Raw genomic sequence first — 25,326 nt, 5'->3', positions numbered from 1 at the left:
CATGGCCCTTACCCCGCAAGACGCCAGCAAACTGGCGCGCGAGATCTGTGCGCTGGCCCCCATCGTCCCCGTCCTGGTGGTGCATGATGTCGCCCACGCCCGCCCCCTCGCCGAGGCGCTGGTCGCCGGTGGCCTGCCCGCTCTGGAGGTGACCCTGCGCACGCCCGCAGCACTCGACGTGATCCGCGAGATGGCGCAGGTTGAGGGCGGTGTGGTCGGCGCCGGTACGCTGGTGACCCCTGCCGACGTGAGCGCCGCCGTGGCGGCGGGTGCCAAGTTCGGCGTCTCGCCCGGCTCCACTCCGCTGTTGCTGGATGCCGCACTGGCCGCCGATCTGCCGATGCTGCCGGGCGCTGCCACCGCATCTGAGGCCATGGCGCTGCTGGAGCGGGGCTATGACATGCTGAAGTTCTTCCCCGCCGAGGCTTCCGGTGGCGCTCCGGCACTAAAAGCCATCGGCGCGCCGCTACCGCAGATCTCTTTCTGCCCCACCGGCGGTGTCAGCCCGCAAAACGCCGACAGCTACCTGAGCCTATCGAATGTGGTCTGCGCTGGCGGCAGCTGGGTTGCACCCGCAAAGCTGGTCGAGGCCGGGGACTGGAAGGCCATCGAGGAACTAGCCCGTGAAGCCAGCCAGCTGCCGCGGGGCTGATAGCCGACTGACGCCCGTCTGACGGCGGGCCAAGGATCGCCGCCTGCATACAGCTCTGAAACGCCCGCTCTCTGTACCGAGAGCGGGCGTTTTGTCATTTGTCGCGCAGGTGCCGCATCATTCACTGCCACACTATCCCGCGCCGATACGGCAACAACGACGCGGACTGACAGGCTTGGACCACGTTTCCATTTGCATCCCGGAGATTGCCGCCAGGCGGCTGACCAACGACGCAAACTGCCATCGGCACCAGCGTCAAGGAAAGCGGCTTGGCGGACAACCCTGTCATTGCCAGCCCGAGTGGAATCAGCTTCTATCCCGCTCAGTTTTGTGGAGATCCCAATGAAATTCATTCAGTCCTTTGCCATCCCGCTTGTAGCGATCACGACACCTTTGCTTGCGGATGCCGCCCCCGGTTACACGCGCCTCAAAGACACAACCCTAAACGACCGCCCACTTACACTGTCAGTATGGTATCCCTCTGACCAGACGGCTTCGGCGAAGATCGGCGGCAATGCAGTTTTCGTCGGAACACCCGCCTCAGTTGATGCTTCAACTCCCACCTCTCGACATCCGTTGATCATCGTATCTCATGGTGGTTTGCGCTCCGCTATGGATACAGGCGCATGGCTCAGTGCGGCATTGGCACAGGCCGGGTCTATCGTGGTCGAAGTAAACTCGCCGCGCCCCCAAAACGGACCCGCCGCGACCGGGGAAATCTGGCAGCGCCCCCAAGATATAACCCGTGCCTTGGACCATATGCTGAACAGCCCTGTCTGGGGCGATCACATTGATCAGGCCGAGATTTCTGCTGTTGGATTTGCATTGGGCGGCACGGCGGCGCTTCTGGTGGCGGGCCACGCATTTAATGCCGATCACTATAGGCAATCCTGCGCGCGGAGAGACGCCGGAAATCCGGATTGCGACTGGTACGCAGGTCAGGGTGTTGATCTGTCCAAAACAGATGTGACCCCATTGGAACAGCCCTTGAGCGACGCCCGCATCACCTCCGCTGTGGCGCTGGCCCCCGAATACCTGCCTGGATTTGATCCAGATGCCTCTTCGGCAAACTCTCCGGTCCTTCTGATGTCATTTGGCAGCGAGGGGCTGTCGTCAAAAGCAGCAGGACAAGACGCCTCTGTTGTGTCTCTCGATGCCACAGCCCCGGACGCGTTTTCCGTTTGCACCAAAGCTGGGGCAGAAATTCTACGCGAGGATGGCGGTGACGACACATTATGCGCCGGACCGCAGGCAAACCGTTTGGCGATCCACAAAGCCATTGCCGCAAAGATCAGCGCCTTCCTTGGTGCGAAGTAGAGGCTCTGAGCCCGCCGGGATCCGACCCGCCGCGGGCTGCACGCTCTGCGCATGACCGCTTCGGACACAAGGGTCCGATGCGGTCACATCATGCCAGGCCATCCCCTGATGCCTTGGCAAACACGTCTCAGCCTTGACGGCACGCGCGCGTGACCCGGCCCCGTGCCCTGAATAAATCGTGCCAAGCCACCTGCAAATCGTGCCACTGCCGCGAATCCGCCGCCTCGCCCCTTGCACTGCGACGAAATGTGCCGATCTACTGGTATCCTTTCCCTGCCCCCACAGGCCAACCCGGAACATGAGGTCCCCATGGCGCAAGCAGAGCGTTTCCCCTTTGTCAAAACACTGAAAGGGTGTTGCGCCGTGCTGCAGGTGGAGCCGGAACACATCATGCGCCGCGCCAGTCTACCCGTCGAGATGCTGGCGCATGAGGAACGTGGTGTCTCGGGCCACCAGATCTTTGCCCTCTGGGAGGCAACCTTTGCCGAAGCCGGATCGTTGGAGCGGGCGTTTTATCTGGCCAAGACGTCCGCGCGCACGCCGTTCAAACCAGCGCTTCTGGCGTTTTCCTGTAGCCCCGACGTGGTGACCGGGCTAGAGAGGCTGAACGTTTTCAAGCCGCTGGTCGCACCGGTGCAGATCACCTGTGCCCGGATGGAGGGGCGCACCCGAGTGATCATCACCTCGACGCTGCCGGACTGTCCGATCCCGGCAGCAACGTCGGTCTTTGAGCTGGTGTTCTTCCTGGAGGTGATCCGCGCCTGCACGGCGCATCACGTGGTGCCGATCACGGTCACGCTTCCGGCCTCGGTGTTGGCGCTGGACCTTGATCTGGCGGATCTGGAAGCCGAGGTCGGCTGCCGGATCACCATGGGCGAAAGCCTCAGCTTTCTGCTGTCAGCCGAGGACAGCACCCGCGGGCTGATTTCCGAGGCCACCGAGGTCTGGCCCGCCTTCGAGAAGGAGCTGCGCCGCCAGATGCTGGACTGGCGCGCCAGTCAACCGACCTCGGCGCGGGTGAAGTCGGCGCTGCTGGAACTGCTGCCCTCGGGCCATTCCACCGCAGATTCGGTCTGCCGTCAGGTGGTGATGTCGAAACGCACGCTCTACCGTCACCTCGCGCAGGAGGGCGTGACCTTCCAGTCGGTCCTCGACGAGACACGCACCGAGCTGGCGCTGCACTACCTGCGCCAAGACGACATCAGCGTCGAGGAGATCTCCTATCTCCTGGCCTATAGCGACCCGAATTCCTTCTACCGGGCCTTTCGCAACTGGACCGGGCTGACACCGCTGCAGGCCCGCGCCCGGCTAGCCGCAGGCGATCTGATAACCTCGCTCTGAGGCCACCCGCATCGGCCCGTTTCACCCGACGACCGGGGGCTCTCCCGCCCAACGTCGCCGCATCACAGATGCAGCCACGTCGGTTGGGCCGGACGGGGGCGCGGGCTCGCAGAGCCCGCGCCCCCGCTGGTCGCGTCAGGCAACGCCTGACGTGAAACCCCTCTGGCCACATCTGCATGAAGTTTGGCACCAATTGTTTTTGAACCCCTCGCACCGCACCCTATTTATTGAGAAGTCACCAGACGGCTGACCGGCCCCCATCCCGATCCGCCCACCTTGACCTGCAGGCAATGGCCCGCCGCACGCATGCGGGCCGCCACCCCAACAGGAGACCGCAAGCCATGAGCTTTACCCTCAAGATCAACGGCGAGACCAAGACCGTCGATGCCGAACCGGGCACCCCCCTACTCTGGGTGATCCGCGATGACCTCAAGATGACCGGAACCAAATTCGGCTGCGGCGTGGCCTCCTGCGGCGCCTGTACCGTGCATCTGGATGGCGAGCCGGTGCGCTCCTGCCAGACCTATGTCGATGACATCGAGAATGCCGAGATCACCACCATCGAAGCGATCCAGGACGACAAGATCGGCGCCGCTGTCCAACAGGCCTGGACCGAGCTTGACGTGGTGCAATGCGGCTATTGCCAGTCTGGCCAGATCATGTCCGCCGTCGGCCTGCTGCGCGAAACCCCCAAACCCACCGCCGAAGACGTCGACAGCTACATGTGGGGCAACGCCTGCCGCTGCGCCACCTACCAACGCATCCGCGCCGCCGTGCTGCGCGCGTCCGAAATCATGGAGGCCTGAGATCATGACCCTGAACACCTCCCGTCGCGGGTTCCTGAAATCCGCTGCCGCCGCCGGTGCCGTCCTCTTCGTCGGCGCCACCGCCAAGGGCGCGATGGCCGCAGGCCAGAGCGCCGACGCCATGCTGACCCCGTTTGTGAAGATCGATGCCAGTGGTCAGGTGATCGCCATCATCAAGCACTTTGAGATGGGTCAGGGCCCCGCCACCGGCCTTAGCACCATCATCGCCGAGGAAGTCGGCGTGACGATGGAGCAGATCGGCTTTGAGTTCGCACCGTCGGATCCGGCGGTCTACAATAACCTGTTCTTCGGCGCCTTTCAGGGCACCGGCGGCTCCACCGCCATCGCCAACTCCTGGGAGCAGTATCGCACCGCCGGCGCCACCGCCCGCGAAATGCTGATCGCCGCCGCCGCACAGGCCTGGGGTGTTGAGGCCACTGCGCTCGACATCATCGACGGTCAGGTGACCGGTGCGGGCAACAGCGCGCCGCTCGGCGATTTTGTCGCCGCCGCAGCCGAGATGACGCCGCCCGAAGCGCCGCGCCTGCGCGACCCGTCGGAGTGGAAGATCATCGGCAACCCCAAGACCCGCCGCCTCGACAGCCCGGCCAAGGTCAACGGTCAGGCGCAATTCGCCATGGATGTGCAGCTGCCGAACCAGATGGTCACCATGATCAAGCGCACGCCTCAGCGTGGCGGGCTTGTGGTCTCCTTCGACGACAGCGCCGCGAAGGACGTCAAGGGCTTCATCATGGCCCAGACCCTGCCCACCAAACACGGCGTCGCGGTCTATGCGGAAAACACCTGGGCGGCGATCCAGGCGCGCGAGGCGCTGGAGGTCGAATGGGACATGGCCGCGGCCGAAACCCGCTCCAGCGATGAGATCCGCGATGAAATCATGGCCGCCCTTGACGCAGAGCCCACCTACAACGTCAACAAGGCCGAGCGTGCAGCGGTGAAATCCGCCGTTGATGGCGCCGACACGGTGGTGGAGAAGACCTTCTACTTTCCGCTGCTGGCCCATGCCCCGATGGAGCCGCTGAACTGCACCATCGAGCAGACCGCCGAGGGTGACATCGTGCTGCATGACGGCGCGCAGATGCCGACCGGGCCGCATATGGCCTATCAGCAGATCTTTGAGCTGCCGCCCGAGAAGATCCACATCAAGACGATGCTGGCGGGCGGCTCCTTTGGTCGCCGGGCAACGCCGGATGCGGATTATCAGGTGGAGGCGGGCCTCGCCTTTGTGATGACCGACCGCACCCGCCCGGTGAAGCTGGTGTGGACCCGCGAGGACGACATCCGCGGCGGCTACTACCGTCCCGCCGTCGGCCACAGGGTGCGCGTGGGCCTCAACGCCGATGGCACGATCGCCGGCTGGGAGCATCAGGTTGCCGGGCAATCCATCGCCAAGGGCACCCCGTTCGAGCCGATGATGGTGCATGACGGCATCGACCATTCCTCCGTCGAAGGTATCGGCGACAGCCCCTACCAGATCCCGGGCATGGCCGTCGGCCTCACCGACACGCAAAAGGCAACCTCGGTGCTGTGGTGGCGCTCGGTCGGACACACCCACACGGCCTATGTGATGGAGACCATGATGGACATGGCCGCCCGTGCCGCAGGTCGCGACCCGGTGGAGTTCCGCCTGGCGCATCTGACCGGCGATGAGGCCGACCAGACCCGCAAGGCCGGCGTGCTGAGGCTGGCCGCCGACAAGGCCGGTTGGGGCAAGGCACCCACGGGCCGCGCTCAGGGCATCGCGGTGCATAAATCCTTCGGCTCCTACGTCGCGGAGGTGGTGGAGATTTCCGGCAACATCGACGATGGCATCGTGATCGAAAAGGTCACGGCGGCGGTCGACTGCGGCATCGCCATCAACCCGGATGTCATCACGGCCCAGATCGAGGGCGGTATCGGCTACGGCATCGGGCACGCCATGCGCGACCAGATCACCCTGTCGGATGGCGCGGTGGAGCAGTCGAACTTCCCCGACTACGAGCCGCTGCGGATCTCGGACATCAAGATGATCGAGACCCATATCATGCCCTCGACCGTTGCCCCCACCGGCATCGGCGAGCCGGGCACCCCGCCCTCGGCCCCGGCTCTGGCCAACGCCATTGCCGCCCTGTCCGAGGACAGCGAGCTGGTGGCGGAGCTGCCGATGGCCGAGGCCGGTGTCTATTTCGCCTGATCCCGCCTGCGGTAGTCAGGACTTTGCAACGACATCAGGGGGCGCCTTCGGGCGCCCCTTTTTTTGCGCCTGCTGTCCTGCGTTTGCGCCTGTGGTCCTGCGTTTGCGCCTGCCGTTGCACCTAACGTTGCAGCTGTCCTCGCACCTGTTTGAAAAACCACTTGCCCTCAACCATGGTTGAGCCGTGACAAAGGTCTCCGATCAAAATTATCGGAGACCATGCACATGCAAATTTTCCTTCTCGGCGCCACCGGCTCCATCGGCAGCGCAATCCTCAGCACCCTCGTGGCTGCGGGCCATCAGGTCACCGCCCTCTGCCGCTCCGACCACAGCGCCTCTGCGGTGGCGCGACGGGGCGCCGCCGTCCAACGCGGCGACATGCGCGCACCCCGGGGCTGGGCCCATGCGCTGAGAGATCAGGACACGGTGATCCAGGCCGCCGCCACCTTCGACACCGACATGGCAGAGGCCGACCGCGCGGTGGTGGATGCGCTTCTCGATGTGGGCGCGACCCGCAACAGCCCGCTGCGGGTGATCTATACCGGGGGCTGCTGGCTCTATGGTGACACCGGCGGGCGGATCGTCGACGAGGCATGCGGATTTGCCCCGATCCCCGCCTTTGCCTGGATGCTCGACCACGCTGATCTGCTGATCCGATGCCCCGGCCTCTCCACAGCGGTGATCCACCCCGCCATGGTCTATCACGCAGGCGGCGGCGTGTTCGATGACATGCTTGCCGACATCCGTGCCCACCGCCCCATCGAGATCCGCGGCCATCCTGATATCCGCTGGCCACTGGTCCATCGCGATGATCTCGCCCTCGCCTACCAGCTGCTGGCAGAGATGCAGGGGCTCACCGGTCACTTCAATGCCGTCGCCCAGACCGGAGTCGAGATTGGCGTGATCGCCGCCACCCTCGCCCGTGCATCCGGGCATAACGGCCAGCTGACCTGCCGTCCCCGCGCCGAGGTGCTCGCCCGCGAGGGGGACTGGGCCGAAGGGCCGATGCTGGATCAACGGCTTTCGGCCAGACGCCTGATCGAGGCCACGGGCTGGACGCCGCAGCACAGGGATCTGAGCCAGACCTTCCCCGCCAGCTGAGCCGTTGCCGTTGCGCCGGACGCCCACATCACGAAACCTCATTAAAATTTAAAAAAATCAGTATGATAGATCACACCTCCTGACCTATTGTTTCGCGCGCGAAACATTGCGTCAGGAGAGTTGACCTATTTTTCGGAAACAATCTTGTTTTGCGCAACCTGTGGTGGTAGCCCTCGTCGCCTTGAATTTACACAGCTGCGGACACCGGGAGGTCGCGATGCAACGGGTGATGATCCTTGGACAGCCGGGCTCCGGCAAATCCACCGTGGCGCAAAAGCTCGGCGCCCGCACCGGACTGCCGGTCTTTCACATCGATCATATCCACTGGTCCCCGGGCTGGGTCGAGCGTCCGCGCGACGAAAAAAACCGCCTTTGCGCAGAGGTCCACGCGCGCGCTCAATGGATCTTCGAGGGTGGCCATTCCGCCACTTGGGCCGAGCGACTGGCGCGGGCCGATACGGTGATCTGGCTTGATGTGCCGCTGGGGCGGCGGATCTGGCGGGTGATCCGCCGCTCGCTGTTCTACTGGGGGCGCAGCCGTCCCGACATGCCCGAAGGCTGCCCGGAGCGGTTCAGCTTAGAGTTCTATCGTTTTATTTGGCGAACCCGCCGGTCCTCGCGCGACCAGATCAGACGTCTGATTACGCAGGCCCGGGCGGAGAAATCCGTACATGTTCTGCACACCCTGCGCGACGTCGACAGGTTCCTCGACAGCCTGTCGGCAGACCGGACCGGTGGAACTCCCTCAGGCGGAATGCAGACGGGATAGCTGCGCAGTCTGCGCCCTGCATGGCACTGAAAGCCCCGAGATATTGCACCTAGATCGCCCGTGATGAAGGCCGCACACCGCCATCACCCGGCGCGCGGATCAGTAGTCCGACACCAGCAGATGAGACGGTGCGACATCCTCGTCAATATCGCTGAAGCGACCGATCTTCATCTCGAACACATTATCGGTCCGGTCATCATTGACGGTCGAGACCTCGCCGATCAGACAATCGCTTCCCTCCGCCCAGAACGCATGCCAGATGCCCGGCATGAGGGTGACGCTCTCGCCCGGTTGCAGCATCAGCTTGCCACCGGCAGGCAGCGTCCGCGCAATCCCGTCCGTGGGCACAGTCACATCGGCCGAACGGTCAATGCCGCCTTCTGCATCCGGCGCGAACAGCTCAATCACCAAGGTGCCGCCGCCGCGGTTGATGATGTCCTCGGCCTTGATGACGTGACGATGCATCGGCGACAACTGATCGCGGCGTGAGATCATGACCTTCTCCGCATAGAGCATCCCTCGTCCGGCGCTCAGATCGGCGTGGCTGCCGTTGCGGGTGGTGAACAGGAACAGACCCAGCTCGTCAAACCGACCCTGCCCGTAGTCCGTGATATCCCAGCCAAGGCCACGAGTGCGGATATCTGCAGCCTCCGGAGCGCGCATTTGCTCCGGCGTCCAATGGGCGAAGGGCGGAAGATGCATGCCGTGACTTTTGATGAAGGACCAACTGCGGTCCAGAATATCGTTTACCTCAGAGCGTTTCATGCCCGGTCTCCTTGATCGTCATTTTTGGTGCGCCCCGCCTCAACGCCATGTCAGATCGGCGGGCAGTCTGGCGCTCGCGATGCGCTGCGCATTGGCAAGATCATTGCCCCGCGCCCGCGCCTCTGCCGCGGCCTGATCAAGGCCATGGGTCAACCAGCGCTGCACCAGCCGCGCCTCCAGGTCCGCAAGCGGAACATCCAGTCGGATCGATACGTCCCACAGATCCGCCAGATCGCGCCAGCCGGGTTCGTCGAACAACAGGTAGTTGCCTTCGATCACCGCCACGCTGCAGTCCTGCCCCACATGCGCCGCACCGGCGATAGCAAGATCGCGACTGCGGTCGAACAGCGGGTAGACCACCTCATCATCCGCGCGCAGCGCATGGCAGAGTCGGGCAAAACCGCCCAGATCGAATGTCTCCGGCGCGCCCTTTCGCGGCATCAATCCGCGTGCTTTCAGCAAGCGATTGTCCAAGTGGAACCCGTCCATCGGCACGACCTCAGACCGGACGCCGCGCTCTGTCAGCATGGCCGCCAGTGGCTCCGAAAGGGTCGATTTACCGCTGCCCGGCGCACCGGACAGGGCAACCAGTCGACGCCCCCCGCCCGACAGGTCCAGCCGGGCCAGCACCGCATCGCACAGCTCTTCCATCCGTCGCAGCATCACGCCACCGACATTTCCTGCTCTGGCTCCTTGGCGCCGGTCATATAGGCCACCGCATCGGACATCTCATGCTGTTTTGGGTCAATCACGCAGAGCCGCTTGCCCAGTCGGTGCACATGGATGCGGTCGGCGACCTCAAACACATGCGGCATGTTGTGGCTGATCAGGATGATCGGAATGCCGCGCGACTTCACGTCCTGAATAAGCTCCAGAACCCGGCGGCTTTCCTTGACGCCAAGCGCCGCCGTCGGCTCATCCAGAATGATGACCTTGGAGCCAAAGGCCGCCGCGCGGGCCACGGCGACGCCCTGACGCTGGCCACCGGACAGGGTTTCCACCGCCTGATTGATGTTCTGGATCGTCATCAGCCCGAGATCGTTGAGCTTTTCCCGCGCCATCGTTTCCATGCGAGCCCGGTCCAGCTGCCGCAGAACCTGCCCGCGCCAGCCCGGTTTGCGCAGTTCGCGCCCCATGAACATATTGTCGGCGATCGACAGCGCCGGAGACATGGCGAGGGTCTGATAAACTGTCTCGATCCCCGCTTCGCGGGCGTCGATGGGCGAGTGGAAATTGATCGGTTTGCCGTCCAGCTCCACCGTACCCTCGTCCGGGATCACCGCCCCCGACAGGGCCTTGATCAGGGTGGATTTGCCAGCGCCGTTGTCGCCGATCACCGCCAGGATCTCGCCCGGCATCAGCTCAAAATCGCAGTGATCGAGGGCCGTCACGCGCCCGTAGCGTTTCACCAGGCCGCGGCCTTTGAGAATGGGTTCCATTACACCGATACCTTTCTGATCCACTGGTCCACTGCGACGGCAGCGATGATGAGCACACCGATGAGCAGATAGGTCCATTGCGCGTCCGCCCCCAGCAGCCGTAACCCGAGGGTGAAGACCCCGACGATCAACGCGCCGAAGAAGGTGCCCAGCACCGAGCCGCGTCCGCCAAAGAGCGAAATGCCCCCGATCACCACCGCGGTGATGCTCTCGATATTGGCGAGCTGGCCGGAGGTGGGCGAGACCGAGCCGATGCGTCCGATCAGGGCCCAGCCGGCAAAGGCGCAGATCAGGCCCGACAGCATGTAGACCGAGATCAACACCTTGTCGGTGTTGACGCCGGACAGCTCCGCCGCCTCCTTGTCATCGCCCACCGCATAGACGTGTCGCCCCCAAGCGGTGTGGCGCAGCACATATGCGAGGATCAGCACCAAGAGCACCATGAACAGCACGCCATAGGTGAAAACCGCACCGCCGATTTTGAACTTCTCGCCAAAGAACTGCAGGAAAGGTGCCTCGGCGGATATTTCCTGGCTGCGAATGGTTTCATTGGCGGAATAGAGGAAATTGCCCGCCAGCACGATTTGCCACATGCCGAGGGTCACGATGAAGGGCGGCAGCTTCATCCGTGCGACCAGCCAGCCATTCACAAAACCGCAGGCGGCGCCGCACATCAGCCCGCACGCCACCCCGAGCGCCGGCGGCAGCCCGTAGCGGAAGGTGAACTGACCCATGACCACCGAACTCAGCACCATGATCGCGCCCACCGACAGGTCGATGCCCGCGGTCAGGATCACCAGCGATTGCGCGCTGGCCACGATGCCAACGATGGCCACCTGCTGCAGGATCAGGGTCAGCGCGAAGGGAGAGAAGAATTTCGACCCCAGCAGCACACCAAAGGTCACGATCGACAGGATCAGCACGATCAGCGGCACCAGCGAAGGCGTCACATGCAGCGCGTGTTGGAGCCTCTGGATAAAACTCTGATGGCCCTGATCGAACTCTGCCACCTGATCCGGGCTTCCGGTGACAGCGGCTTCATAGCTCTGCGGGGTAGACATGATGCTCCTCCAAATCACCCGATGTCAGCGGGGTTGGTGTATTTTCTCTTGTGGTCCGAGAGGCCAATGGGGCGGGCACGCATGTCCACCCCATTGGTATTGTGTGTCGAGAGAGAGGGGGCGCATACGTCCCCTCTGTGTCAGCTCAACCCCAGCAGAGGTTGGTGCCCTCTTCGGTGTCGATGCTGTCAACGCCATCCACGGGTTTGTCGGTCACCAGTGCAACGCCAGTATCAAAGAAATCCTTGCCCGGTGTTGGTTCCGGCTTCACGCCTTCGTCGGCCCATTTCTTAATGGCCTCAACACCGAGGGACGCCATCATCAACGGGTACTGCTGCGACGTCGCGCCGATCACGCCGTCCTTGACGTTCTGCACGCCGGGGCAGCCACCATCGACAGAGACGATCAGAACGTCATTCTCGCGCCCGATGGATTTCAGTGCCTCATAGGCACCGGCGGCAGCGGGTTCGTTGATGGTATAGACCACATTGATCATCGGATCCTTGGCGAGCAGGTTCTCCATCGCCCTGCGACCGCCCTCTTCATTCCCGGCTGTCACGTCATTGCCGATGATGCGCGCGTCGTCCTCATCGCCCCATTTGTTGGGATCACCAAGGTCGATGCCAAAGCCCTGAAGGAACCCCTGATCGCGCAGCACGCCAACGGTGGGCTGGCTGACCGCCAGATCGAGCATGCCGATTTTGGCGTCGGCTGCGTCCTCACCCAGTGCAGCGGCAGCCCATTGGCCGATCAGCTCACCGGCGAGGAAGTTGTCAGTCGCAAAGGTCGCATCCGCCGCGTCGATCGGGCTGAGCGGCGTGTCCAGCGCAATCACCACAAGGCCCGCGTCGCGCGCCTGCTGCACTGCGGGCACGATGGACGAGGTGTCGGACGCGGTGAGCAGGATGCCCTTGGCCCCATCCGCGATGCAGGTCTCAATCGCTGCAACTTGCGTTTCATGATCGCCGTCGATCTTGCCGGCAAAGGACTTGAGCTCCATGCCAAGTTCTTCGGCCTTGGCGGTGGCGCCTTCCTTCATCTTCACGAAGAAGGGGTTGGTGTCGGTTTTGGTGATCAGGCAGGCAGTCACCTTGTCATCGGCCTGTGCGGCACCGGCAATCAGGCCCACACCAGCGATGGTGGTCAGCAGAAGTTTCTTCATGGTCTCCTCCCAGAAACGCGTATTGCATGTCGCTTCGCCCCACCCTGTTCTCCCTTGGCGGGTGCGTCGCCTGCCCGCATGAAAGCCGCGATTCCTCGCCACTGTCAATAAATAATTCAACTTGATTTATTAACTATCCAGCGGCACGCTCTTGCCTCATGTGGAGGAGGAGCGCATAGACCGCACATGCCAGAGACACGTCCCTATACCAGCGGCGCAAATCAGAGCGAGGTGCGCGCGCATAATGAACGGTTGATGCTGTCGGTCCTGCATCAGGACGGCGCCATGCCGGGCAGCGAGATGGCACGGCGCACCGGCCTGTCGTCGCAAACGGTGTCGGTCATTCTGCGCAAACTGGAGCAAGATGGGCTGATCCTGCGTGGCGAGAGCCAGAAGGGACGCGTCGGGAAACCCTCGGTGCCCATGGGCATCAACTCCGAGGGGCTGTTTTCCTATGGCATCAAGATCGGGCGGCGCAGCACCGACTTGATGCTGATCGATTTCAGCGGAGGCATTCGCGCCGAGCGCCGCCTGCGGTATCGATACCCGCAACCTGACGAGGTGTTCGGCTTTATAGAAACCAGCCTGCGCGACATCGGGTCCGACCTGACCGCAGATCAGCGCGACCGCATCTGCGGTATCGGCGTCGCGACCCCCTTTGACCTGTGGCGCTGGCACGCACAGGCCGGCGCACCAAAGACCAGTCTTCAGGCCTGGAAAGAGCTGTGCCCGGTGACCGAAATCGCCCGGTTCAGCCCCCTGCGATGCTTTGTCATCAACGATGCGACCGCCGCCTGTCGCGCGGAGCACATGTTCGGCGCCAGCCGCGCCTGGCGGGACAGCATCTACTTCTTCATCGCATCATTTGCCGGCGGCGGCGTGGTGCTGAACAATTCTGTCTATGAGGGCAGCATGGGCAACGCAGGGGCGCTCGGCCCGCTGCCCACGCGCCGTCCCGATGGAAGCGACGGACGCCTGCTCGACACCGCGTCGATCCGCGAGCTGGAACGGAGACTGGTGGAGGTCAATATCGATCCGATCGTGCTGTGGACGCAACCGCAGGACTGGAGCCGTCTGGAAGAGCATGTGGCGCAATGGCTGGAAGACACCGCTGTTGCGCTGGCGCGCGCGGCTCTTGCAACCTGTGCCGTCATCGATTTTCAGGCTGTGGTGATAGATGGCGCCATGCCCCCGTCCCTGCGCGCGCGTCTCGTGGATCGGGTACGCGCCGAGCTGCCAACGCTGGACGTACGCGGGTTGATCCGACCCGTTGTGGCAGAGGGTGAGATTGGCGCCCATGCCTCTGCCCTTGGAGCCGCTGCCAAACCCCTGATCGCGCAATATCTGATGGACACGCACGCCGGGTTTGCTCCGGCGTCCTGAGACGCGACCCTGCCCCACCGGCGAGGGTTGACGGGTGATTTATGCGCGGCTTACAACCAATCTGAAATTGGTTGCCTCCCATCGAGGCCAGAAGTCAGGGCGAGAGACACATGTTGGAAATTGAAACGCTATTGCCCCTGGCGGGCGTTGCCGCTGCTGCAGGGGTTGCCGGGGGCATTCTTGCCGGCCTGCTGGGCGTGGGGGGCGGTATTGTCATCGTGCCCGCACTCTATTTCGCACTGGCCCTGACCGGCATGGATCCGGCGCTGACCATGCAGGTTGCCGTTGGCACGTCACTGGCCACCATCGTCTTTACTGCGCTGTCGTCGGGCTATGGGCACTACAAGAAAGGCGCTATCGACATGGCGCTGCTGAAGCTCTGGGCGCCGTCGATCCTGGCGGGTGTCGTCATCGGCGGGGTTTTGGGCGGGCTGGTCTCGGGCAATGTTCTCATCGTGGTCTTTGCCACCGTTGCCATGGCTGTTGCCATCGACATGATTTTGCGCAAACCCAAGGAAACCCCAGAACCGAGATCATTCTCCACACCCGTCTGGGCTGGTCTGGGCGTGTTTGCCGGTGCGGTCTCGGCGATGATGGGGATCGGCGGTGGCTCCGTCTGCGTGCCGACGCTCAGCTTTCTTGGCTATGACATCCGCAAGGCGGTCGGCACATCAGCCGCGATCGGGTTCATCATCGGCCTGCCGGGCGCCCTGATCTACATGGCGACGGGGTTCGGTGCCGAAGGTCTGCCACCGATGTCGCTGGGCTATGTGAACCTGCTGCTGGCGGCGATCATCATCCCGCTATCCACCACATTTGCGCGCGTGGGCGTGAAACTCGCCCATTCGATCCCGCGCCGGGCGCTGAAGCTGTCGTTCGGACTGTTCCTGATGGCGACCTCGCTGCGCATGGTTGCGGATCTGGCCGAGCAGGCCGGATGGCTCTGAAGCCACCTGCCCCCGGCGCCGAGGCCCTGCGTCAGGCGATCCTGAGCGGGGAGCTGGCAGAAAACGGGCGCCTGCTGCCGGAACGTGCGTTGGCACAGCGACTGTCCGTATCCCGCGCGCAATTGCGCGGGATATTGGATGATCTGGCCAGCGACGGGCTGGTATTTCGCCGCCATGGGCAGGGCACCTTTTTGCAGCCCCCACCCGTGCAGGGCGCCGAGCGGCTCGGCGCGCTGGCCCAGCGTGTCTCTCCCCACGATCTGATGGAGGTTCGCCTTGATCTGGAACCCGCACTGGCCGCGCATGCGGCAGAGCGAGGCCGCGCAGAGGACAAGGTGCGCCTGGCGCAGCTGAGCAAAGCCACACGGTCTGCGGCCGACGCCGCCAGCTATGAACGGGCCGATGATCTGTTTCACTACAAGATCGCGCAAATGGCCGGGAACGCGGTTTTTCTGACGCTGTTTGAGGAAATTCGCAGCCTGCGGCAGGCAGCAGATTGGACGCGCGTGCGGCAAGACGTTCTCGGCGTGGACGAAATCTCGCGGATTTCCGACGCGCATACGACCATTTGTGACGCGATCTGCGCCGGTCAGTCAGAAGCGGCGCGTCTTGCGATGCGCGCGCATCTGGAGCAGGTCTGGCAGACCTTGGGGCGCGCCGAGGGCTGAAAAGCGTACGAGCCCCGGTGGCGACTCCGTCCTGTCAGCCACCAAGGTCCTTGAGAACCGCCAGTAGGTTGTCGACGTCTCCCTGTTCCAGATAGCGCTGCACCTCGATTACAATCCGGAGCTGCTTGGCCAGATAGGCAAGCTGGCGGTGGTTGTTCTCGATGTGACGGGCCGAGATTTCGGCGTCGATGGCCTCGGCCTCCTTGAGCAGTTTCTGCACCTCGGCGAGGGTCTTTTCATTGGCGATATCCTGTTTCTTCAGATGCGCCTTGATCGCGGACAGCCCTTCCAGCGCGATGGCACGGGCCTCGTCACGCACGGTGGTTTCCTGCTCCGGGTCCGCGATCGCGTCAAGCACCCTGCCCAGCGCCGCATCCAGTTTTGCAACCAGCCCGCTGCGCTCGCCTCCGGCAATGGGCAGCAGGTCGTTCACCGGCAGCGACAGAGGCAGGTTCTGGCCCTTCGCCTTTGCCAGCAGTCCCCGGCGGGCGGCGACAAAGGTCTTGATCACAAAGCGCGACGCTTCGGCCGCGCGTGGTGAGCGCATCAGCGTCGCGGCCATCACCGCGCCATGCTCTGTATACATGAGCGGCGGCGTGCGCAGGCCACCATGGCCTTTTGATATTCCAAGTTGGAATTTCAAGTCGGCGAATTCTTCTGCATCGAGGCGAAAGGCAAAATCCTCGCCAAAACGATCGGTGTTATTGCTCACCAGTTTGTTGAGGTTGCCGGTGGTGTAATCGAACAATGCGGCCAAATCGGCGTCGCGGATCACCGGTTGGCCGCGAAAGGTAAAAATCTGCGGTGTGGTCAATGTCTGATCCGTCATGCGCGCGCGCAGGGCTCCTATCGGTGAAACGTCAATGACCCCAAGGTTGATCTTCCGGACCGGAAGATCAAGCCGAGACTGACCGCCGTCCGACACACACCCGGCACCGCCGCACATCTGAAAACCAGAACGGGCGGACCAATGGCCCGCCCGTCCCTGCGATTTCGCAATCTTCGGACTATTGCAGATCTTTGGCGCGGGCCGCGTCGATCTCTTCTTCTGCAACCGCGACGGCATCGGTCAGCGCGGCAAAGGCCTCCTCACCCTTGGTCACATTGGCCTTGAACCAGTCGTAGACCGGCGAAGCAGCCTCTTTGAAGGCGGCTTTCTGCTCAGGTGACGGAACATACAGATCCCCGCCGCCCGCGACGAATTCCTCGTAGGCTGCGATCGACTTGCGCTTGGGCGAGGCAAAAGTGGCCTGCTGCAGCGCGTAGAAACCATCGACAACCACCCGGCGCATATCTTCGGGCATCGCCAGGAAGGACTCGTTCGACATCCACCACAGGGCGCCCATATAGGCGTGACCGTCCAGGGTGATGTACTGCAGCCCGGCATCCGGGAATTTCATGCCCATGATGTCGGTGATGCCGTTCTTGGAGCCTTCGACCACGCCGGTCTGAAAGGAGGTGAACAGCTCCGGCCATGGGATCGGGGTCGGCGAAGCGCCCAGCGCCTTGACCAGTTCCTGCGGCAGGTCCGCGACCACGGTTCGGATCTTCAGGCCTTCCATATCAGACGGCTCTGCCACACGGCGCTTGGTGTTGGCAAAGTTGCGCCAGCCGCCGGTGTTGCCGATGGTCATCAGGCGGATGGTATCGCCGGAATCCTCCAGCGCCATATCGCGGATTGTGCGGGTGAAATCACCCGACAGCACATGCTCCGCCACCCGGTCGTTGGCCATCAGATAGGGCAAATCCAGCACCTGCACGTAAGGGAACAGGCCCGCCGCGCCGCCTGAGGTGGAGATATAGACGTCGATGGAGCCATCAGCCACGCCCTGCAGGCATTCCGCGCCGTTCGAACACAGCTGGGTGCCGATGAACAATTCCACCTCGATGGCGCCGTTGGAGGCCGCCTCGACATAGTTCTTGAACACCACGAGACCGTCATAGTCCTCGTCGTTCTCGTTGGAATTGGCGGTGGCGCGGATGGTGTAATCCGCGGCCAATGCGGATGTCGCCGCACTCCCTGCCATAAGGGCCGCAACGGCGACCGTCTTGAGGGCTTTCTTGAGCATTTAGTGTCCTCCCTGATGCTCTTCTCTTTTATGCAGTCAATTCACAAACCCGGTCAGACGCGGGATCGTCATGGAAATGGCCGGGACGAAGGTGATCAGGAAGATCACCGCGATCTCTACGGCCAGAAACGGCAGGATGGCGCGCGCGATGGTGGTGACCCGCTCGCCGGAAACGGCAGAGGCCACAAACAGCACCAGCCCCATCGGCGGTGTCGCCAGCCCCACGGTGAGGTTCACGCACATGATGATGGCGAAATGCACGGAATCGACGCCAAGGCTTGCAAACACCGGGCCAAGGATAGGACCGAGAATGATGATCGCCGGTCCCGCATCGAGGAACATCCCCACCACAAACAGCAACAGGTTGATCAGGAACAGCAGCAGCAGCGGGTTTTCCGTCAGCGTCAGGATGAACTCAGCCAGCTGCTCCGGGGCATGGCTCAGCGACACCACCGTCTTGAACGACATCGCCGCGCCCACCAGCAACAGCACTACAGACGAGGTAATGCCGGCCCGGGTGAAGACATCTGACAGCTCGCCCAGTTTAAGCGTTCGCAGCACAAACAGACCGATCACCAGCGCATAGGCGACGGCAACGGCGGCGGCCTCGGTCGGGGTGAAGACCCCTGCAAGGATGCCACCGAGAATGATCACAGGGGTCAGCAGAGGGAAGAACGCCTTAAGGCTCGCCTGTCCCCGCTCGCCCCAAGAATAGCGGCGCGAGGCGACGGGGAAGTCGTATTTATCGGCCATGACCTTGACCATGACCATCAGGCCAACCCCGACGAGGATGCCCGGCACCAGCCCGGCCAGGAACAGCGCCGCGACGCTTTCGCCCATCACATAGGCGTAGATGATCATGATGCCCGACGGCGGAATGATCGGCCCGATGACAGAGCTGGCGGCGGTGATCGCGGCGGCGAACTTGCGGCTGTAGCCCTGTTTTTCCATCGCCGGGATCAGCATGGAGCCGAGCGCCGAGGTATCCGCCACCGCCGAGCCGGACAGACCGGCAAACAGCATCGACGACAGCACGTTAACATGCGCAAGCCCCCCGCGCAGATGCCCCATCAGCGCCTGAGAGAATTCAACCAGCCGCAGCGTGATGCCGCCTCGGTTCATCAATTCGCCCGCCAGCATGAAAAAGGGGATCGCCATCAATGGGAAACTGTCCATGCCGTTATAGAGGTTGCGGTACAAAAGCGTGATGTCACGCTCCTGCCCGTTCAGCCACAGCATCAGGCCCGGCGCGGCCAGAAGGCCAAAGAACACCGGCAGGCCGACCATCAGGAACAGCAGGAAAAGCGGCAAGAACCAGATCAGCATCACTCGGCTCCTTTGGCAGTGGCGAATTCAATTTCAGGCAGGCGGTCCGCCCCGCCGAGAAGCGCAACAAGGCGGTGCAGGATCAGCTCAACATTGACGAGGATCAGCAACGCCAGCCCCACCAGAAGCGAGAGCATCATCCAGCTGCGCGGCAGCCGGAACCAGCTGTCAAAGGCGATGGAGGTGGGCAGGTAGAGAGAGGCTGTGGCGAAGCGACCACCGATGCCGGTGACCTCATTGTAGCCGATCTGGATTGCCACGATCATCACCAACAGGCTGAGCCCCAGAAGGATGAGCGACAGGAGCGAACCGACCCGCTGCGGCAGCATCGCAGAGACCGTATCGATGGCGACAAACCCACCCTGGCGAAACGCCGTCGGCGCCATCAAGCCGGTCATCCAGAGCATGCAGAATCGCGCCGCCTCGTCAGGCCAGGGCAGCGCGTTGTTCAGAACGTAGCGACAAAAGACCTGAATCAGGATTGCCACGACCATGGTCGCCACAGCGGCACATCCCAGCCAGCGCCCGATGCGCAAGAGGGTTGAGTTGATCCAGTACAGCGGTGTCACCACCGCCATCAATGCGTTCATGTTGCTCCTCCCAGAACCCGAACTTCGAAGCGCCCTCCCAGACACCCCGACAGCGCACCTGTCAGTGCCCGGTAACGCGGCCCATTTGCCCTTTGAAGAAGGCAAGCGCCTCGCCTTCCTCACGCATCTCCGCCCGGTTCACGACGCCCAGCACGATGGCATGGTCTCCCCCGTCATAAACCGCATGGCGGCTACATTCGAAACGCGCCAGACAGCCCTCAAGCACCGGCACGCCCTCCGCATTCAGCGCCAGGTCGAGATCACGCAGCCCGGCCGCATCCTTTGCCACGCTGTAGCAAAGGTCCTGCTGATCGGCGGCAAGGACATGGATCGCGTAGTGCTCTGCGGCCTCGAAATAGGGAAAGCGCCGCGAGTTGCGGTCCGGCGACCACAGAACCATCGGCGGGGTCAGTGACACCGAGGAAAAACTGCTGGCGGTGATCGCCACCACACCTTCGGGCGTCTGCGCCGTCACGATGGTCACGCCGGTTGCAAAGCGGCCAAAAGCATCGCGCAGCAGTCGGGTGTTGCTCTCGTCCGGCACAAAGGCCTGTTGTGTTTTGTTGCTCATGTGCAGGCCCATGTTACGCGACCTCCTGGCCCAAGGCGGCCTCGTAGAGGCGGAACCAGCTCTGGCGGTCCAGCTCCACCTTCAGCGCGTCCGAAATGTTTTGGATGCGTGACAGGTTGTTGGTGCCCAGCACCGGCAGGATCATCGCCGGGTGACGCAACAAGAAGGCCACAGCCACGGCGGCGCGGTCGACACCCTGCGCGGTCGCGATCTGATCCAGACGCGAGGCCAGCTCCCCCTGACCGGTCATCAGGCTGCCGCCGCCAAGCGGCGACCACGCCATGATTGGCTGCGCGTTCATCTGGTGGAACGCCAGATCGCCATTGGTGAAGGGCGCAGGCTCAGAAAGCGAAATCTCGATCTGGTTGGTCACCAGGGGGCTGGTCATCGCCGATTGCAGCAGGTTCCAGTCCCAGGGACGGAAATTCGACACACCTACGGCTTTCACCTTGCCCGATTTGACCAGATCATCAAGCGTCGCACCGGTTTCGTGATGGTCCATCAGCGGGTCCGGACGGTGGATCAGCAACAGGTCGATCTGCTCGATGTTCATTTCGCGCAAGGAGCGCTCTACCGCACTCTCGATGTAGGCGCGCGACGTGTCATAGTATTTGACAGGCTTGTCGCTGTGGATGCCGATGGGCGCAACGATATCGCATTTCGTCACGATCTCCATCTGCGCCCGCAACGCAGGGTTCGACTTGAGCGCTGCGCCAAGGATCGCTTCGGCGCCGTAATCGCCATAGATGTCAGCCTGATCGAAGGTGGTGATCCCCTGTTCCAGGCAGGCGTGGATCTTGGCTTCGACATGTTTGACGGATGTATCGGCGTCATCACCGATCCGCCACATGCCGTAGATCAGGCGGGAAAGTTCAAGGTCGTCAGCTAGCTTTACGCGATCCATCAGCGGCGCACTCCTACACCAAGCGGTGTTTCTGGGGGGCTCGCCGGCACCCGGCCATAGGCCTCGGGCAGCGAGCAGGTTTTCATGTTGGGGAGGATGCGCGCACCGAAGTGTTCGGCTTCCTCGATATGGGGGTAGCCCGACAGGATGAAGGCGCGGATGCCCATCTTCTGATAGGCCTCCAGCTTGCTCATCACCTGGTCGGTGGAGCCAACCAATGCCGCACCGCAGCCCGAACGGGCACGGCCAACGCCAGTCCAAAGATGCGGCTCGATAAAGCCGTCATCATCCGCGATCTCGCGGTTCTTGGCCTGATGGCTCACCCCGAGCGATTTGGCATCCAGCGCCCGCTCCCGAATGGCGGTGCCTTGCCCGTCGTCGAGCTGCGACACGATATAGTCGGCATATTCGCGCGCTTCTGCTTCGGTATCGCGCACGATGGTGTGCACGCGCAGACCGTAGTCCAGTGTACGATCGTATTGTTCCGCCACCGCGTGCACGGCCTGCATGCGGCCCTGAAGCTCTTCCATCTTTTCCGGCCACATCAGGTAGACATCGCAATGCTGCCCGCACAGCTCCAGTGCCGAGGGGCTATAGCCGCCAAAATACAGCAACGGACCGCCGGTCTGGTACGGCCTTACCGGATCCGTGGTGAGCCCGGAGAAGTTATAGACCTCACCTTCGTAGTTGATCTCGTCCCGGGTCCACGCCTGTTTCAGGATCTCCACGACCTCTCGCGAGCGCTGATAGCGATACGCGCTCTCGGCCTTCTCGCCCGGAAAATCGGAAGAGATGATATTCACCGTCAGGCGGCCTTCCAGCATGTGATCGAGCGTCGCGAGGGTGCGGGCCAGCATGATGGGCTGCATCTCACCACAGCGCACCGCCGCCAGCATGTTGATCTTCGAGGTGATCGGAGCACACCCAGCGACGAACGACAGCGTGTCCTGCCCCACCTGATAGGAGGAGGGACACAGGATGTTGCGGAAACCCTGCGCTTCGGCGGTTTTCACAATCTCGGAACAATGGGCCCAGGATGACCGAAGGTCGCCATCCGGCACGCCGAGGAACTGGTAGTCATCCGAACACAGGGCAGAAAACCACGAGACTTCGGCAGCGTCCAGATCGGGCGATGTGATGGGAACGACGGTCATTTGGCTCTCCTGGAACAGTCGAATTTCCTCTTGCGTAGCAGCGGATTTAAAGTACATCAATGGTGCATCAATTATTTCCGCCCGTCCACACTCTTGCGCATGGGACCCCGCATGACCCCGCTGAACGACCTTGACCGAGACACCCCAACCGCCCTGCCGATCTACATGCAGATCAGCGAATTCCTGATCCGCGAGATCGCCGCCGGGCGTCTGGTCGATGGGCAACGCCTGCCGCCCGAACGGGAGATGGCAAAGAACCATGGGACCACCGTGCGCACCCTGCGCAAGTCCTTGTACGAGCTGGAGAAAAAAGGGCTTCTGGAACGTGTGCAGGGCTCCGGAAACTACATCCACGCCAACCACAAGGCGCAGAGCGTTTATTCGATGTTCCGGCTCGAATTGACCACGGGTGGGGGCCTGCCCACTGCCGATATTCTGGAGGTGTCTGCCGTCGAAAAACCGGCAGATCTGCCAGTGTTTGGCACCGCAGATCACGGCACACGGGTACGCCGCCTGCGATTTCTCAACCGCATTCCGATCGCGGTAGAGGAGATCTGGCTCGATGGGGACGCCGGCATCATCAAGCCCGAGCAGATGTCAGATTCGCTCTACCGCACGTATCAGATGCAATTGGGCCTGATCATCGCCCGTGCCGAGGACCGCGTGTCCATCGGCCATGTGCCCGACTGGGCCCCGAACAGCTTTGCGCTCCGGCCCGGAACGCTCACCGGCTATATCGAACGCTTCAGCTGGGCCGAGGTTGCGGCCCCGGTGGAGTTTTCCAGAACCTGGTTCGACACGAACAAGGCGCTCTATGTACAGCGCCTGATCTGAGGGAGACACTCTTGTCACAAATTATCAATTACGGCGTCATCGGCTGCGGCATGATGGGGCAGGAACACCTGCGCAACATCGCACTGTTGGACGACACACGCGTCGCGGCGATCTTTGAGCCGGACGCCCAGATGGCCACGGAGAGCCGCAAGTTCGCACCCGACGCGCAGTTTGTCGACAGCGTGGACGCGCTGCTGGCGGTGGAGGCGCTGGACTGTATCCTGATCGCCAGCCCCAACTATCGCCACGTTGAACAGCTGGAGGCCCTGGCGGCCCATCGTCCGCTGCCGGTGCTGGTGGAAAAACCGCTCTTCACTGACCCCGCACATGCGGAGCGACTGGCGGCGTTCCGCGCCAATTACCCCGCGCCGGTGTGGGTGGCGATGGAATATCGCTACATGCCGCCCGTGGCGACCCTGCTGGCCGAGGCCGAGGCGGCCACTGGCGGCATCAAGATGCTCACCATCCGCGAGCACCGGTTTCCCTTCCTCGAAAAGGTCGGCGACTGGAACCGTTTCAACCGCTTCACCGGTGGGACATTTGTGGAGAAATGCTGCCACTTCTTCGACCTGATGCGGCTGACGCTGAAGTCGGAACCTGTTCGGGTGCTGGCCTCGGGGGGCGCGGATGTGAACCATCTGGGTGAACGCTATGACGACGAGGCGCCGGATATTCTCGACAACGGCTATGTCATTGTCGATTTTGCCAATGGAACCCGCGCCATGCTGGAGCTGTGCATGTTCGCCGAAGGCGCCCGCTATCAGGAAGAAATCTCTGCCGTGGGTCCAAAGGGCAAGATCGAGGCGCTGGTGCCGGGGCCGGGCCGGTTCTGGCCGGACCATCTGGGCGAACCGCCGGTTCCGCAGGTTGTAGTCTCGCCACGCGCCCCCAAGGGGCCGGAGATTCGCGACATCCCGGTCGACCCCACGCTGCTGGAAGCCGGCGACCACAATGGATCGACCTTCTATCAGCACAAGGGTTTTCTAGATCTGGTGCGTGGCCTGCGCGCGCACCCCGACGTAAGCTTGGAGGACGGTCGCATCGCGGTGCTGATGGGCATGGCGGCGCAGATCTCCATGACCGAGCATCGCGCCGTGGAGATTGCAGAGCTGCTGTGACGTCACAGAATTTGCGAAAGGCCGCCCCCACGGAGGCGGCCTTTTAAACGCGTGCTTACGCTTGTCTGTGCAGCTACCGCGCCGTCAAGTAGTTGCGAGCCCCGATCAGGCCGAAGTTGGGTTGATGGTAGAGGTGCAGCGGCAGCTCCTGTCGCCAGGACGTATGGCGCCCACCCGCGTTGAAGGCCGCAACAAAAGCCTCATCAAAAATCCACGGGTTGGCCGCCGCCACACCCCCGCTGATGAAGACGCCGCCCTTGGCTGCAAAAACAAGGCCGAGATCGCCAGCGACACCCGCGAGATACTGCACGAACAGCTCAACCGCGCGTATTGCGGCGGTATCAAGCCTCGCTTTCGCGGCCTCGAAAATTTCAGCACCTGTCCCCAGTGGGGCGGTCAAATCCATGCTCTTGGCCACCGCGCGATAGAAATATGGCAAGCCGGTGCCCGAAAGAATGGCTTCGGCTTCGACCACCAACCCCGGCCCCATGCCGACCTCGGGCCATTCTTCGCGCAGCGCCTCAAAGATCGGCACCTCCTCCGGGGTGCGCGGACCAAGCGCCACATGTCCGCCCTCGCCCGGAATCACGCAGGGTTCACCATTGGCCCAGACCAGCGCCCCCACCCCGAGGCCGGTCCCGGGGCCAACAATCAGGCAAGGTTCGCGCGGAAACACCGCCTGCCCTTGAAGGACGGTCACATCCCCCTCTGCCACCGTGGCCAGAGACCAGGCGGCCGCCTCGAAATCATTCAGCACTTTTGCGCGTTCGATCCCGAGCGCCACGGCGATACCGCGTTCGGAAAAGCTCTGATCTGCATTGGTCAATTGCACGGAGCCGTCGCGCACGACACCCGCTGCCGCAATCACGGCCCGGCCCGGCGCACTACCGCGATGGGCTGCGAAATCCGCGCAGGCCTGCTCAAGGTTCAGCGTGCCTTTGGTGTCATAGCGGGCGCGTTCGAGAATATCGCCCTCGGCGTTCACAGCTGCCAGTCGCATGTTGGTTCCGCCAACGTCGGCGATGAGATTCCACATCTTTGCCCCTCCAGTCCGGTGCCTGCCCATAAGGGTGGCCGGACCCGATGCTCAGGTTGTCAGTTGCCAAGGGTCAAACAGCCTCGCATGGCGCAGGTCAAGACCTGCACGTCGATTAT

At 62.8% G+C, this 25,326-nt stretch carries 25 protein-coding genes; 12 read left to right on the top strand and 13 right to left on the bottom strand.

What is annotated here, in order from left to right; genetic code table 11:
* The first annotated feature begins 1 nt into the window (after position 1).
* From eda to R1T40_RS19820, 7 genes are all read left to right on the top strand, one after another.
* Positions 2-652 carry a bifunctional 4-hydroxy-2-oxoglutarate aldolase/2-dehydro-3-deoxy-phosphogluconate aldolase gene (gene eda, locus R1T40_RS19850; protein ID WP_106163871.1) on the top strand — a complete coding sequence of 217 codons (651 nt, stop codon included), beginning with the start codon at positions 2-4 and terminating at the stop codon, positions 650-652.
* A 342-nt stretch (positions 653-994) separates the two neighbouring features.
* The gene (locus R1T40_RS19845; RefSeq protein WP_317385374.1) at positions 995-1,969 is read left to right on the top strand and encodes an alpha/beta hydrolase family protein; all 975 of its coding nucleotides are present in this window, start codon (positions 995-997) and stop codon (positions 1,967-1,969) included.
* A gap of 309 nt (positions 1,970-2,278) precedes the next feature.
* Positions 2,279-3,310: an AraC family transcriptional regulator gene (locus R1T40_RS19840; RefSeq protein WP_317385373.1), complete on the top strand. Its 1,032-nt coding sequence runs from the start codon at positions 2,279-2,281 to the stop codon at positions 3,308-3,310.
* Between the two features lie 341 nt (positions 3,311-3,651).
* A complete protein-coding gene (locus R1T40_RS19835; protein WP_106163874.1) occupies positions 3,652-4,116 on the top strand; it encodes a (2Fe-2S)-binding protein in 465 nt (154 codons plus the stop codon).
* Between the two features lie 4 nt (positions 4,117-4,120).
* Positions 4,121-6,310, top strand: a complete 2,190-nt coding sequence (locus tag R1T40_RS19830) for a xanthine dehydrogenase family protein molybdopterin-binding subunit (RefSeq protein ID WP_317385372.1) — start codon at positions 4,121-4,123, stop codon at positions 6,308-6,310.
* Positions 6,311-6,535: 225 nt separating this feature from the next.
* Positions 6,536-7,411 (top strand): NAD(P)H-binding protein, encoded by an 876-nt coding sequence (locus R1T40_RS19825; RefSeq protein ID WP_317385371.1) that lies wholly within the window; start codon positions 6,536-6,538, stop codon positions 7,409-7,411.
* Positions 7,412-7,628: 217 nt separating this feature from the next.
* Positions 7,629-8,180, top strand: coding sequence for a P-loop NTPase family protein (locus R1T40_RS19820; protein WP_317385370.1), 552 nt, complete (start codon positions 7,629-7,631; stop codon positions 8,178-8,180).
* 99 nt (positions 8,181-8,279) lie between these two features.
* Here the strand turns inward: R1T40_RS19820 and R1T40_RS19815 are convergent, their stop codons facing one another.
* The 5 genes from R1T40_RS19815 to R1T40_RS19795 all read right to left on the bottom strand — a co-directional run bounded on the left by R1T40_RS19815 (position 8,280) and on the right by R1T40_RS19795 (position 12,607).
* Positions 8,280-8,945 carry a D-lyxose/D-mannose family sugar isomerase gene (locus tag R1T40_RS19815; protein WP_317385369.1) on the bottom strand — a complete coding sequence of 222 codons (666 nt, stop codon included), beginning with the start codon at positions 8,943-8,945 and terminating at the stop codon, positions 8,280-8,282.
* 39 nt (positions 8,946-8,984) lie between these two features.
* Positions 8,985-9,608, bottom strand: coding sequence for a nucleoside triphosphate hydrolase (locus R1T40_RS19810; RefSeq protein ID WP_317385368.1), 624 nt, complete (start codon positions 9,606-9,608; stop codon positions 8,985-8,987).
* Positions 9,608-10,384, bottom strand: coding sequence for an ATP-binding cassette domain-containing protein (locus tag R1T40_RS19805; protein ID WP_106163880.1), 777 nt, complete (start codon positions 10,382-10,384; stop codon positions 9,608-9,610). Before R1T40_RS19805 ends, R1T40_RS19810 begins: the two co-directional genes overlap by 1 nt.
* Positions 10,384-11,445, bottom strand: coding sequence for an ABC transporter permease (locus tag R1T40_RS19800; protein ID WP_317385367.1), 1,062 nt, complete (start codon positions 11,443-11,445; stop codon positions 10,384-10,386). Before R1T40_RS19800 ends, R1T40_RS19805 begins: the two co-directional genes overlap by 1 nt.
* Before the next feature lie 145 nt (positions 11,446-11,590).
* The gene (locus R1T40_RS19795) at positions 11,591-12,607 is read right to left on the bottom strand and encodes a sugar ABC transporter substrate-binding protein (RefSeq protein ID WP_106163882.1); all 1,017 of its coding nucleotides are present in this window, start codon (positions 12,605-12,607) and stop codon (positions 11,591-11,593) included.
* 186 nt (positions 12,608-12,793) lie between these two features.
* Here R1T40_RS19795 and R1T40_RS19790 point away from each other — a divergent pair, with 186 nt between their 5' ends.
* The 3 genes from R1T40_RS19790 (at position 12,794) to R1T40_RS19780 (ending at position 15,605) form a co-directional block, all read left to right on the top strand.
* On the top strand, positions 12,794-13,990 hold the full coding sequence (locus R1T40_RS19790; protein WP_317385366.1) for an ROK family transcriptional regulator: 1,197 nt from the start codon (positions 12,794-12,796) through the stop codon (positions 13,988-13,990).
* Between the two features lie 110 nt (positions 13,991-14,100).
* Positions 14,101-14,937 (top strand): sulfite exporter TauE/SafE family protein, encoded by an 837-nt coding sequence (locus tag R1T40_RS19785; protein ID WP_317385365.1) that lies wholly within the window; start codon positions 14,101-14,103, stop codon positions 14,935-14,937.
* Positions 14,928-15,605 carry a FadR/GntR family transcriptional regulator gene (locus R1T40_RS19780; RefSeq protein ID WP_317385364.1) on the top strand — a complete coding sequence of 226 codons (678 nt, stop codon included), beginning with the start codon at positions 14,928-14,930 and terminating at the stop codon, positions 15,603-15,605. Before R1T40_RS19785 ends, R1T40_RS19780 begins: the two co-directional genes overlap by 10 nt.
* 34 nt (positions 15,606-15,639) lie before the next feature.
* Here R1T40_RS19780 and R1T40_RS19775 read toward each other — a convergent pair whose 3' ends face one another.
* From R1T40_RS19775 to R1T40_RS19745, 7 genes are all read right to left on the bottom strand, one after another.
* Complete coding sequence (locus tag R1T40_RS19775; RefSeq protein ID WP_106163886.1) at positions 15,640-16,434, bottom strand: ORF6N domain-containing protein; 795 nt, start codon at positions 16,432-16,434, stop codon at positions 15,640-15,642.
* A 178-nt stretch (positions 16,435-16,612) separates the two neighbouring features.
* Positions 16,613-17,674 carry a TRAP transporter substrate-binding protein gene (locus R1T40_RS19770; protein WP_317385363.1) on the bottom strand — a complete coding sequence of 354 codons (1,062 nt, stop codon included), beginning with the start codon at positions 17,672-17,674 and terminating at the stop codon, positions 16,613-16,615.
* A 36-nt stretch (positions 17,675-17,710) separates the two neighbouring features.
* On the bottom strand, positions 17,711-19,000 hold the full coding sequence (locus R1T40_RS19765; protein ID WP_106163888.1) for a TRAP transporter large permease: 1,290 nt from the start codon (positions 18,998-19,000) through the stop codon (positions 17,711-17,713).
* Entirely contained in the window at positions 19,000-19,590 is a 591-nt protein-coding gene (locus tag R1T40_RS19760; RefSeq protein ID WP_317385362.1) for a TRAP transporter small permease, read from the bottom strand. Before R1T40_RS19760 ends, R1T40_RS19765 begins: the two co-directional genes overlap by 1 nt.
* 61 nt (positions 19,591-19,651) lie before the next feature.
* Entirely contained in the window at positions 19,652-20,161 is a 510-nt protein-coding gene (locus tag R1T40_RS19755; RefSeq protein ID WP_106163939.1) for a flavin reductase family protein, read from the bottom strand.
* A 13-nt stretch (positions 20,162-20,174) separates the two neighbouring features.
* Positions 20,175-21,065, bottom strand: a complete 891-nt coding sequence (locus tag R1T40_RS19750) for an aldo/keto reductase (protein ID WP_317385361.1) — start codon at positions 21,063-21,065, stop codon at positions 20,175-20,177.
* Positions 21,065-22,219, bottom strand: a complete 1,155-nt coding sequence (locus R1T40_RS19745; RefSeq protein ID WP_317385360.1) for an LLM class flavin-dependent oxidoreductase — start codon at positions 22,217-22,219, stop codon at positions 21,065-21,067. Before R1T40_RS19745 ends, R1T40_RS19750 begins: the two co-directional genes overlap by 1 nt.
* Positions 22,220-22,330: 111 nt before the next feature.
* On the opposite strand from R1T40_RS19745, the gene R1T40_RS19740 reads away from it, so the two are divergent.
* Positions 22,331-23,053: a GntR family transcriptional regulator gene (locus tag R1T40_RS19740; protein WP_317385359.1), complete on the top strand. Its 723-nt coding sequence runs from the start codon at positions 22,331-22,333 to the stop codon at positions 23,051-23,053.
* Between the two features lie 11 nt (positions 23,054-23,064).
* Positions 23,065-24,171, top strand: coding sequence for a Gfo/Idh/MocA family protein (locus tag R1T40_RS19735; RefSeq protein ID WP_317385358.1), 1,107 nt, complete (start codon positions 23,065-23,067; stop codon positions 24,169-24,171).
* Positions 24,172-24,244: 73 nt separating this feature from the next.
* On the opposite strand, the gene R1T40_RS19730 is transcribed toward R1T40_RS19735, so the two are convergent.
* Positions 24,245-25,207, bottom strand: a complete 963-nt coding sequence (locus R1T40_RS19730) for a glucokinase (protein WP_317385357.1) — start codon at positions 25,205-25,207, stop codon at positions 24,245-24,247.
* Between the last annotated feature and the right edge of the window lie 119 nt (positions 25,208-25,326).

The sequence above is a fragment of the Tritonibacter scottomollicae genome, from assembly GCF_032924845.1.
In the GTDB taxonomy this organism is placed as follows: Bacteria; Pseudomonadota; Alphaproteobacteria; order Rhodobacterales; family Rhodobacteraceae; genus Epibacterium; species Epibacterium scottomollicae.
This window is presented reverse-complemented; position numbering and strand designations above follow the sequence as displayed.